Annotated in this window: 11 protein-coding genes; 3 read left to right on the top strand and 8 right to left on the bottom strand. The window is 49.1% G+C overall.

Annotated elements, in window-relative coordinates:
* The first annotated feature begins 65 nt into the window (after positions 1-65).
* On the top strand, positions 66-1,343 hold the full coding sequence (locus OXI60_05135) for a DNA methyltransferase (GenBank protein ID MDE0309199.1): 1,278 nt from the start codon (positions 66-68) through the stop codon (positions 1,341-1,343).
* A gap of 290 nt (positions 1,344-1,633) precedes the next feature.
* Here the strand turns inward: OXI60_05135 and OXI60_05140 are convergent, their stop codons facing one another.
* Positions 1,634-2,113 (bottom strand): hypothetical protein, encoded by a 480-nt coding sequence (locus tag OXI60_05140; protein ID MDE0309200.1) that lies wholly within the window; start codon positions 2,111-2,113, stop codon positions 1,634-1,636.
* 365 nt (positions 2,114-2,478) lie between these two features.
* Here OXI60_05140 and OXI60_05145 point away from each other — a divergent pair, with 365 nt between their 5' ends.
* Together OXI60_05145 and OXI60_05150 are read left to right on the top strand one after the other, a co-directional pair.
* Positions 2,479-3,045 carry a polymer-forming cytoskeletal protein gene (locus tag OXI60_05145; GenBank protein ID MDE0309201.1) on the top strand — a complete coding sequence of 189 codons (567 nt, stop codon included), beginning with the start codon at positions 2,479-2,481 and terminating at the stop codon, positions 3,043-3,045.
* 244 nt (positions 3,046-3,289) lie between these two features.
* On the top strand, positions 3,290-3,934 hold the full coding sequence (locus OXI60_05150) for a hypothetical protein (GenBank protein MDE0309202.1): 645 nt from the start codon (positions 3,290-3,292) through the stop codon (positions 3,932-3,934).
* 18 nt (positions 3,935-3,952) lie between these two features.
* Here OXI60_05150 and OXI60_05155 read toward each other — a convergent pair whose 3' ends face one another.
* The 7 genes from OXI60_05155 to OXI60_05185 all read right to left on the bottom strand — a co-directional run bounded on the left by OXI60_05155 (position 3,953) and on the right by OXI60_05185 (position 10,448).
* Positions 3,953-4,963: an Ldh family oxidoreductase gene (locus OXI60_05155; protein MDE0309203.1), complete on the bottom strand. Its 1,011-nt coding sequence runs from the start codon at positions 4,961-4,963 to the stop codon at positions 3,953-3,955.
* A 2-nt stretch (positions 4,964-4,965) separates the two neighbouring features.
* Positions 4,966-5,961, bottom strand: coding sequence for an alcohol dehydrogenase catalytic domain-containing protein (locus OXI60_05160; GenBank protein MDE0309204.1), 996 nt, complete (start codon positions 5,959-5,961; stop codon positions 4,966-4,968).
* 244 nt (positions 5,962-6,205) lie between these two features.
* Positions 6,206-6,958 (bottom strand): SDR family oxidoreductase, encoded by a 753-nt coding sequence (locus tag OXI60_05165; GenBank protein MDE0309205.1) that lies wholly within the window; start codon positions 6,956-6,958, stop codon positions 6,206-6,208.
* Between the two features lie 20 nt (positions 6,959-6,978).
* A complete protein-coding gene (gene hisD, locus OXI60_05170) occupies positions 6,979-8,298 on the bottom strand; it encodes a histidinol dehydrogenase (GenBank protein MDE0309206.1) in 1,320 nt (439 codons plus the stop codon).
* A gap of 11 nt (positions 8,299-8,309) precedes the next feature.
* Complete coding sequence (locus OXI60_05175; protein ID MDE0309207.1) at positions 8,310-9,482, bottom strand: UxaA family hydrolase; 1,173 nt, start codon at positions 9,480-9,482, stop codon at positions 8,310-8,312.
* Positions 9,483-9,484: 2 nt separating this feature from the next.
* Entirely contained in the window at positions 9,485-9,793 is a 309-nt protein-coding gene (locus tag OXI60_05180) for a UxaA family hydrolase (GenBank protein ID MDE0309208.1), read from the bottom strand.
* Positions 9,794-9,833: 40 nt separating this feature from the next.
* Complete coding sequence (locus tag OXI60_05185) at positions 9,834-10,448, bottom strand: phosphoribosyltransferase family protein (protein MDE0309209.1); 615 nt, start codon at positions 10,446-10,448, stop codon at positions 9,834-9,836.
* Positions 10,449-10,630 lie beyond the last annotated feature (182 nt).

Here is a 10,630-nt window from a genome sequence, read left to right on the forward strand (position 1 = left end):
CCCCCCCCCCCCCCCCCCCCCCCCCCCCCCCCCCCCCCCCCGGGCGCCCCCCCCCACAAGACCAATTGCTTGCTGACATAGTTGAATTGTCAAAAAGAGTGTTCAAGGAAAAGCCAAATGATCAGATTAGCACATCGGCTTATCTTCTAAATATGGCGATCAGACTCAAGCCGATGAGAAGAGTTTTAAAGGACACTGGGAGTATCTATCTTCACTGCGATCCGACTGCCAGTCATTATTTGAAAATGATTATGGATGCGATATTCGGACAAACTAATTTTAGAAATGAAAATGTTTGGTGTTACAGAAAAATGCCAAACAAAATTAAAAGTTTCCAAAAAAATCATGACATATTATTTTTTTATTCGAAGTCAAATAATTATCAATTTAACGTGCTTCGAGGTGAAATGACTGAGGGGTCAAAACGAACATTCGAAAGTGCTGCAAATCGAGGGTATAACGCAAACAATTCAAAGAAAATGGTAACTGTTTTTGATTGGGACAAATACACTGATGCAGTTGCGAAAGGAATAATTCCTGACGATTTAAAGCCAACTGAATTCAAAGATGGCAAACCACCACTAAAAGATTGGTGGGAGGATATAAAGATACTCGGCGGACCTTACAATAAAGAACGTTTAGGGTATCCAACACAAAAACCAATAGCACTTCTTAAACGAATAATTGAAGCATCATCAAATATCGGCGATGTGGTGTTTGATCCATTCTGCGGTTGCGGAACCACTCTTCATGCGGCTGAAGAATTAGGTAGACAATGGATTGGCATAGACATATCACAGTTTTCTGCCGGTCTGGTGAGAAACAGACTAATCGACAACTTCAAACATAAGCAACTGCATCGTGGTAATATTCCAGTAATAGGATGTCCGTTGACTTTGCAGGATGCACAAAACTTGGCTCGAACATCGCCATTCGAGTTTGAGAAATGGGCATGCGGCGAGGTCGGTGCACAAGGTCTCTTTCACGCTCCAGGGGAAAGAGGATCTGATGGTGGTGTTGATGGGATAATTCCTTTCTACCACAGTAAGGACCTCTTTGATAGTAACGAACCGCCTGAGAAAACGTTTGCTGTTGTCCAGGTAAAAGGGGGCAAGGTTAATCCAGATTCAGTAAAAGCGCTTTCAACGACTGTAAGGCAGTCAAATGCGAAATGCGGTGTGCTGATCTGTTTCGAAAAATACATGAGGACGGTAGAAAATAACAGGGAAAAGAATCTTATTCGAGATATGCAGGGCGAGTTCAACTTTATTCAGGGCTTAAGTGTCGAGAATTTGATAGAGGGTAACCAGCCAAGATTGCCCGGTATAAACATGGCGGCGTAAATTCACATCACAAAGGAGAAAACAGAATTGAGAAATTCAACTAATCAGAAGCCGAAGGTCGAGGTTCGGCATCGTTCCTACCAACCAAAACGCGGCGAGCTACGACAGGCTGTAAAGATTAACACCACGCCTGAAAATCTCGCTAAGTCCACATTGCGACAAGTCAAGGTAGTCGATAAGTAGTCAACCAGAGAAGCCGTTGGCTTGGTTCGCAAGCGGAAAACTGTAACTATTGTCTATAATCCCCTTTAAAATTGATGGGATAAGCGACAGTGAATCATACAGATATATCATTCACAACCGTTGTTTGTGCCGTACTTCTGCCAGGATGTCCAACCATTTGGACAGATAAAACCCCAATTGCGCACTGCGGGCCCGGTAATGAACAGGGTGACAGCAGTTTGGCCTGCAGGCAACTCGATCCTATGCTGAAACTTTGGCCCTCGAATCGTGAATTTTCCGGCACCGATTGTTCTTTTCCGATCACCTGGCAGATGCTCGATCAATCTACCTTTGAGCACAACACTGATGGAATGCCAGGGATGATCATGCAAAGCTCTGTCGTCATCGCTTCCCATGAACCTGTGTAAATAGACGTTCAGTATTCGATTCCGCGGCAGGAGATAACGACGAATGAGATAGTCGCTTCCGTCCAGTCCGGAAATGACCCGTACAGTCAAAAAACCTCCAATGCCATTGGGCCTGCGTCTGCTTCCAAATATAAGCCAGACAATCAATACGATTGTGAGTGCCAAAGCAATTTCGCTCATTTCAAGTCTCTATTCAGTAATTTTCCTTACAATGACAATCATTTTAACACAATAACCACCCATAAAATAATGATTTTAGAGTTTATGCGTCATTATCTGTCGTATAACTGATCTTTCTCGATGCCATACCAGGCCGCTGCCGCCCAAGAATCGACCTGTATTGTGGATATTTTATATTTCGTATAATGCATATTATGTTAAGTTATGTAACGGGTCGCAATTGATCTGGCTCGTTTGCACATTCGGTCAGAGAATCGAATGTGCGCATAAATCAGAATCTGTGGTTTATAATTTTTTCCAATTGCAAGCTCTTCTACCTCGTAAGGCCATCATTAGTGCCTGTCTATACTAATGGGAGTAAATACATGTTTAAGAAAGTGTCTGACAGTAAAGTTGAACCATCGAGTCAACCACCAGTGCCTCCGCAAAGGCCTGGTCCCGAAACCAAAGTCAGAAGTGTGTCGCCACCGGTAGCGAAACCAAGCAGTGCCAAGCTGACGACATTAAGCGAACACTCATCCGTAATCGGTGAAGTGACAGGTGATGCTGACGTTTCCATCTACGGCAAGTTTGATGGCACCATCACAATTCCGAACAACACAATCACAGTCGAATCTTCTGGACTGGTCCAAGCGAACTTGAATGCAAAGAAGATCGTTGTTCATGGCGCCATCAAGGGTAATCTTTTCGGTTCGGATACCGTTCATGTCCTAGCGACCGGTGTGGTCGAAGGTGATATCAAGTCCATGAACGTAATACTCGAAAAGGCATGTACGTTCAATGGTTCAATTCAAATGTTGTCTGAAGCACCTACTCCGCAAATTCGTCCGAAACCCCCCGAAAAGAAAGTGAAAGCTGAGTCGTCTCCAACCCCCGAAGTGAAGCCGATTACGATAACCCCGGACCGAAAGTCGGGGTCCGATACGAAGTAGTTTGGGGAAACTGGGACTGCCAAGGCTTGTCTGGAGATTCGTGTCAACTGAGCCGATTCATGAGATTTTAACCGTAATACCTAGCAGGACAAGAACCTTATGCAGAGTCGGCTTGAGCTGGTGACACCGAAGAATACAAAGTAAAAGACCGTTGTTTAGTCATTTGTTCCGCAACTCGAAAAAAATCTCCAGAGCGAAATCGTCCGTATCACAGAACTATGGGGGGAGATTTTCTTCTACCGGAATGAGGGAAATCGTCGAGTATCTGGGAAAGAACGATGACACGCAACATATCATCCTTGATCTTTCCGGCGGAAATCAATCAATACTGGATTTTTTCGCCAGATTCAACAGTTTGTATCTTGTAGCGAACGCGAGGAAGTCCCTCTCGTTTTCCCGCATCAATAACACCGGACCAACTGACCCCAACCACAAAAAGTATTCTGATATTTTCCGGGCTGTACTGCCGTCCCACGTATATTCGGATGTCAACGTTATTCTGGTGTGGGATTATTTCAATTACATGGAACGTTTTGAAATCATCAACCTAATGCATTTTCTGAGTCCTCATTGCCGCGAAGGAGCAAAACTGTTTGCAATCTCCTGGCTTACCGAATCTATTCCAAGCTTGCCGGGTGACTTCGGTCTTCACGTTGAAGGCGATCAAATCGTGTATGAATCCAGCACTGACGAAGTAATTTCCTCACCCGAATATTCGGCTCAGTCACTTGTCGATTTGATGCCTAGCTTCATACCTTACAAACTTTCGGTGAACATCTCGGGCATGCTGGAGGTACTGCTTGAATTCAATCAGCTTGAAACGTCGCCAAGTCCATACGTAATCCCGTCTGCCAAACTATCGTCATTCAACCCAAACAATATGGTGTGACCTGGGGCCTAGGCGTTGTCAAATTCCGGACAATTGCTTGATCGAGTCAATCAAGTCCTGAGAATATTCCAAGCCTTCACGAAACGCTGAGATTCGGCTTGATTGCCTGCGTGCCCCGGGGATTCTGGCATTTGGCTCGCTTTCGATCTTGGACAATAGTTGTTCTACATGATCAGCGAAGTGAGAATTGAATTCACTGGCATTCAGGCTGATTAGCAATTGACCCACGCGAGGCGGCCCGCCCTCTCCGTCGAAAAATGATGATGCCTGAAATCCGAAATTACTCCGGACAAACGCGCCTGCGAGAATTTCCACCATGAGCGCCAGTGCCGATCCCTTGGCACCACCGACTGGATTCAATCCTCCCTCCAATATTTCCAGCGGATCTGTTGTCGGCTCGCCATGAGAGTTTACGCCCCACCCTGCTGGAACCCTCTCACCCTTCTTGGCAGCCAGGGCAACTTTCCCACGGGCGACTACCGAAAGTGAAGTATCGATAACCAATGGGGCATGTTCGGTCGCGCGGGGACAGGCAAATGCGATTGGATTGGTTCCCAAGACAGGGCGTCCACCACCTGCCACCGCCATCGCCTTTGGAGTGTTGGCGAACATGACGCATGCAAATCCCGCCCGTGCGAGTTTTTCGACGGCGTGACCCATTACACCACAATGATGAGAGCCGACAATAGCTGCCGCTGCCACACCCTGTTCTTCACAGACATCAACCAGACTGCCAATCGCCAACTCAATGGCCGGAAATGCAAATCCATCGTTTGCCATGATCTCAATGCTCGAAGGCTTCACTCTTCGACAGCTTGGTTTTGCGTGCCCGTCTACCTTCCCACTTCTGAGTTGCCCGACGTATGACGGAATCCGTTCCAATCCATGCGATCTGAGGTCGTCAGCATCAGCCAGCGCCAATGCGTGAGCTACGCAATCAGCGACTTCAATTGCCGTACCATTGGATTGCAGGGCACTGCTTGCAAGTGACTTTGCATGCTCGAACGAAAGAATTGAAGTGAAGCTCAAGATTATTGGTTCGGTCGAAGAACAATTTTAGGTGAAGCGACCTCTCCCTGAATCAGTTCCTGAAAAGATCTTGAACCTTCTTCCAAAGATCGCTCATCAACCCAATCCAGAGAACCAATCTCGCCATTTTCAATTTTTCGGGCTGCGACACGAAAGTCCAACGCTGTATAGGTATACGTACCAATGAATGTCACTTCTGCCAAGGTCATCTTGCGAACATCCATCTCACCTTTGGTATCGCCGAGACCTATGTGCATGATCACACCACCAGGCTTAACTGCATGAATCGACGACCGTCGTGTGTGCTCGTTGCCAACCGCATCCAGAACCGAGTCAAAACTATCCGCCTCATGCTCGGCATTCAATGGGTCGATAACCTCACACAAACCGAGTTTTTCGATCGTGGCTCTCCGGTCCGGATTGGTTTCCGCCACAGTAATGCTCTTACAACCATAATCCAATAGAAAGTAAACACAAAACAGTCCGACCGCACCGCCACCTATTACCAAAACCGACCCTTCAGAAATAGGTCTAGCAGCAACATTTTCGACCAGTCTTACGGCGTGCAGTGAAACTGCAGCCGGCTCGGTCATAGCCAGTTTTGTGGAATCACTGTCTGCTGCCACCTCTACGACATTCTTCGTGGGAATTGTGATAAATTCGGCAAAAGCACCAGGGCGGTTCATGCCTATGAGCTTGCGATCTTTACAAAGATTGGTCAGTCCGCTCACACAGTCATCACATTCACCGCAGGTAATCAATGGATTCAGTACTGCCTTTATGCCCGCTGCAGGACCTTCAATTACGGTTCCGCAGACTTCATGACCGAGAATCAATGGGGGTACCCTTCTACTGTCATGTCCAAGATATGCGTGCAGGTCCGACCCGCAGATTCCAACCGCGTCGATTCTGACCAGCGATTCGTCCTCTACCAGATTCGGATTCGATTCATTTCGGTATTCGACGGTGTTGGGGGCGGTATACACTAGTGCTTTCATCGGGGATTATTCCTTTATGGTAAACAAATGTAAGTTCAATCGGACTTCTTCGAATTCACGGTCATTGTGCCGAGCGCTGAATTAGTCCACATGCCTTCGAAGATGCCTCGGAAGCTTCTGTGACACACCCCGCAACATCCACGCTTTGGGAAGGACGAAACGACTCGTCGGCATTGGCATGTACTGATGCTTGACTATTCATCAACTGGATACCTGACTGCCTTACTATAGACAATTACCAGTCTTATTTCGCGGTGAAACCGCCGTCAATATACAAAACCTGGCCTGTCACATAGTCAGATGCCGGCGATATGAGAAAGATGACCGGGCCTCGAAGATCCGCCATCTCGCCGTTTCGTCCGATTGCGGTACGAGAGGCCATGTCATTCATCGCATCCGGATTGTCGAATACGGGTGCGGTCAGGGCAGTTGGGAAAAAACCTGGCGCAATGGCATTGCACATAATGCCATGGGGAGACCAGCATTCAGCCATGGCACGCGTGAGTTGGGTCACACCGCCTTTCGATGCGCCATATGCGATACTGTTGGCGAACGCCCGTGTTGATTGCAATGAGGCTACATTGACCACCCTGCCCCAGCCATTTTCAATCATTGAGTCAATGAAATGCCTGGCAAAGAAAAACGGTGTGGTCAGATTGAGATTGATAGTCGCGTCCCAGCTGTCCCAGCTGACCTTATCGTAGCCTTCCCGCAGGTTGATTCCCGCAGCATTGACAACAATTTGCGGGGCCCCGAAACAGGTGACAACTCGTTCGCAGCAGTCGCCTATTCCATCGCGATCTGTCAGGTCCGCCGCCACCCAGTCAACCGCCCCGCCCCGTTCAGCCAAGCGCTTGGTCTCTCGACTGAGCAGATCCTTTCGCCTTGCAAGAAGCACCACCTTTGTCCCTGCATCGGCCAATGTCTCAGCGATAAATAAACCTATTCCACTACTGGCACCGGTTACAACCGCCACCCGGTCGCTGATGTCGAACATTGACGAATTCAACACAACCCTCAACTGTCCGGATTCAGCCTGAACACCTCATCGGGAAAATATTTTGCTAGTCTATCGTCGCCTGTGAGTGCATGAGCCTCCATTCCCTCGAGCCTGGAAATGCGAGCGGTAACTGACCCGACACTCCGGTTGGCATCCCGATTCATCTTCTGGTAGGTCACGGTCTTGAGAAATTTGCCTACACTCAAGCCACCGGTGTACTTCGCCGCACCACTCGTCGGCAAGATATGGTTGGTTCCGGAGCATTTGTCACCATAAGCAACTGTCGTCTCCTCTCCAAGGAACAGCGAACCATAGTTGGAAAGGTTCGCCAACCACCACGGCAAATCCTCAGCTTGCACCTCGAGATGCTCGGGCGCATAGTCATCACTGAGTGCGACAGCTTCCTCGCGGGTGTCGACTACCGAAATTTCCCCGTAATCTGCCCAAGCTCCGGTCGCAGAACTTCGATTCGGCTCCGGCAATCGTTCAATATACTTTGGCAACAGCCTTTCCACTTCCGACGCGAATTCATGTGAGAACGCAATCAGCCAGGCGGGCGAATCAGGACCGTGTTCCGCCTGACCGATTAGATCTGACGCAACGATTTCCGGATCAGCAGAATCGTCCGCAATTACAAGAATTTCTGTGGGTCCGGCGAACAGGTCAATTCCAACTTCGCCGAACAGCATCCGTTTCGCTTCTGCGACAAACCGATTTCCGGGACCGACCAGAATGTCGGCACGATGCCCGGTAAAGATTCCAAATGCCAGCGACGCGATCCCTTGCACACCGCCGACCGCCAGAATCGTATCGGCACCGCAGACTGACGCTGTATAGGCAATGGCTGGATTGACACCGACACCGGGTTTGGGCGGCGAACACGCAATCACGTTTTTTACGCCCGCTACCTTCGCGGTGGTAACACTCATGACGGCTGACGCCACATGAGCGTAACGTCCACCTGGTATGTAGCACCCAGCAGTATTGATCGGAATCAGTCTCTGGCCAGCGATAAGACCCGGCGCAAGTTCCATCTCAAATTCGTTGAGACTTGCCAGCTGCTGCTCAGCGAATTGCTTGACGCGCTGATGTGCAAACTGTATGTCCTCTTTGAGAGAATCATCAAGGTCATGTTCAATCTTGGCGATCTCTTGCGGTGACATGACAATCGGACCTGTCCAGTTGTCCAGATCTCGGGCGTAGTCACGAACAGCCTGCTCACCGCCCTCGCGGATGGTGTCAAGCATCTGTCGAACTATACTGATAACCTTTTCGGATTCGCCGCGATCAATACCGTTCGATCCGCTCTTTCTTTTCTTTACTGTAACAACTGCCATGACAATTCCCTTTATGCACTTCTATAAAGTTTCGTCATCACAAATTCCCGATGCCCTAACGCTTCCGCTGCTGTCAGCCTGCCGTTACAGGTTCGGACCGTCATATCAATCAACCGATCGCCGGCCTCATCCAAAGTCATCTCTCGTCTCAGAATTCCGGAAACATCCAGATCGACATGCTCTCCCATGGTCCGTACTGTTCTCGGGTTGGCGGTCAGCTTGATCACCGGTTCAATCGGGTGACCGATGATATTGCCCTGCCCGGTCGGGAAAATATGAACGACAAACCCGGCCGCCGCCTGCAGAGTCACACACTCGGCTGCAGCCGAAGAGGTGTCCATGAAATACAGACCTCGTCCACTGGAAGGCGTTTCCGCCGGTTTGAGAACATCGATATACGACGTATTCCTGCCAATTTTCTGAAGATTGCCCAACGCTTTCTCCTCAATGGTCGTCAGACCTCCCTCGATATTGCCCTTGGTTGGCTGACTCTCCGAAAGATCGTCGGTCTTATGCGGTTCGATCACCTCGTCCATGTAAGCCTGCCAGGTCGACAGGAACTTGTCACCGATTTGGGCGTCCACCGCCCGATCGCGGCAAAGTAATTCCGCACCTGTCAATTCAGATGTCTCACCAAAACAGTTGGTTACACCCAAGGGATCGAGTTTGTCGATAAGATTGCCAACCGTCGGGTTGGCTCCGATCCCGGACGTCGTATCTGACTCACCGCATTTGTGAGAGATCCACAGATCTTCAGCACCGCACGGTTCGCGCTGCAACTCGGAAGCCCAATGCAGGAATTCCTTCGCCTTTCTTGACGCAGCGGCAATCGTATTGATGTCGCCATTTTGCTCGATGGCAAATCCTTCCACCGGCTTTCCCGTCTTTGCGATTCCATCCACGACGCGCTTGGTCCATCCCGGCTCAATGCCGATGACGATACAGGCGGCTACATTGGGATTGGCTCCGGTTCCGATCAGCGTGCGGAAATGAAGTTCCAGATCCTCACCGAACTGAAGCCTGCCGTAGTGATGCGGCAGTGCCAAGGTACCCTTGATGTTGTTGGCGACCGCTTCTGAAGCCGCGTTCGAAAGATCATCAAGTGGAAGAATTATTACGTGATTCCGAATTCCGATTCGGCCGTTCTCGCGACGATAACCGCGAATTGCACCTGGTTCAATCATTGTTACCACTTTTCTGTTTTTGTGTTATGAACATGTAAATGGGCGCCCTTGCCTATGGCGGCGACCGTTCGACCAATACTGTGGCCGTATTTGATCACGCTGGCCCCCTCATCGAGATCGACCAACGCGATCTTGTGTCCGAGTGGGATGTCATCTTTCGCCTGTACGATTATGGTTTCATCGGTGTCCATAACCCAGCCGGTCAGTGTGTTGCCCGCATTGATGTCCTCGACTACCACGACACCGACAGAATCAACGCTGTCATGTACCAGGAAATCCGGTACGGATGGATTTGTTTGACTTTCATTCATGTGTGTGTCCTTTGAATTTATCGAAAAATCTATTGAAGTATTACGCCAGGGTCCCTCCGGGCACGAACTGCGTCGAGTGCTCGAGGTCATTCATGACATTGGCAATGTAAGGTTTGTTCTCCTCAATTTCTGAGAATTGAAGACCAAGCAACTCATGCGGGAAAACAATCCAGTCATCTGACGCATTGACAAAATAATCCGGGATTCTGTCGGTTTTATTCTTTCCCGGCTTGAACCAGGTCGCCGCGACTCGAATATCCTTTGGAGTATTCTTCCGCGCTTTCTTGCGAATCGTTGCAATCAACGCTTCGATGGTCAGCCCGGTATCAAAAATATCATCCACGATCAGAACGGAGTCCTCATCGGTTATCCGATCGATCAGATAGCCCAGCCCATGAATCCGAATTCTTTCACGACGATGACCGATTGTCTCGTAGAGCGATGTCCGAATCGCGATGTGGTCAGTCTTGACTCCGTAATACGCCAAGAGCTCCTGTATCGTGATTCCGACTGGTGTTCCACCGCGCCACAGCGCAACCAGATAATTGGGGCGATACCCGCTTTTCAGCACACTGGCGGCCAATTTACAGGAGTCTTCAAACAACGCTGAAGCTGTAATGTAAATTTTGTTTTCGGGCTGATAGTTTCCTTTCATCGCCACTATGTAATGACAAAGGAATCGTCGTTGCAGGTCATGTCTGCGCTGATCCGATTCCTCAATAGCTCATCCGAGCTTCCGGTTCGTATACTATACCCTTTTCCAGTGCCATTTACCTGCCATTTCCCTGAAATCTCTTTAGACAAGTCAAAAACAAGAAAAGCCCTGCCGGTATAATA

This window comes from Acidiferrobacterales bacterium (assembly GCA_028820695.1).
In the GTDB taxonomy this organism is placed as follows: Bacteria; Pseudomonadota; Gammaproteobacteria; order Arenicellales; family JAJDZL01; genus JAJDZL01.

Coding starts and splice junctions, on each gene's coding strand:
- OXI60_05180 (MDE0309208.1), bottom strand. CDS start 9,793: ATGAATGAAAGTCAAACAAATCCATCCGTACCGGATTTCCTGGTACAT.
- hisD (MDE0309206.1), bottom strand. CDS start 8,298: ATGGCAGTTGTTACAGTAAAGAAAAGAAAGAGCGGATCGAACGGTATT.
- OXI60_05160 (MDE0309204.1), bottom strand. CDS start 5,961: ATGAAAGCACTAGTGTATACCGCCCCCAACACCGTCGAATACCGAAAT.
- OXI60_05175 (MDE0309207.1), bottom strand. CDS start 9,482: ATGATTGAACCAGGTGCAATTCGCGGTTATCGTCGCGAGAACGGCCGA.
- OXI60_05145 (MDE0309201.1), top strand. CDS start 2,479: ATGTTTAAGAAAGTGTCTGACAGTAAAGTTGAACCATCGAGTCAACCA.
- OXI60_05165 (MDE0309205.1), bottom strand. CDS start 6,958: ATGTTCGACATCAGCGACCGGGTGGCGGTTGTAACCGGTGCCAGTAGT.
- OXI60_05150 (MDE0309202.1), top strand. CDS start 3,290: ATGAGGGAAATCGTCGAGTATCTGGGAAAGAACGATGACACGCAACAT.
- OXI60_05185 (MDE0309209.1), bottom strand. CDS start 10,448: ATGAAAGGAAACTATCAGCCCGAAAACAAAATTTACATTACAGCTTCA.
- OXI60_05140 (MDE0309200.1), bottom strand. CDS start 2,113: ATGAGCGAAATTGCTTTGGCACTCACAATCGTATTGATTGTCTGGCTT.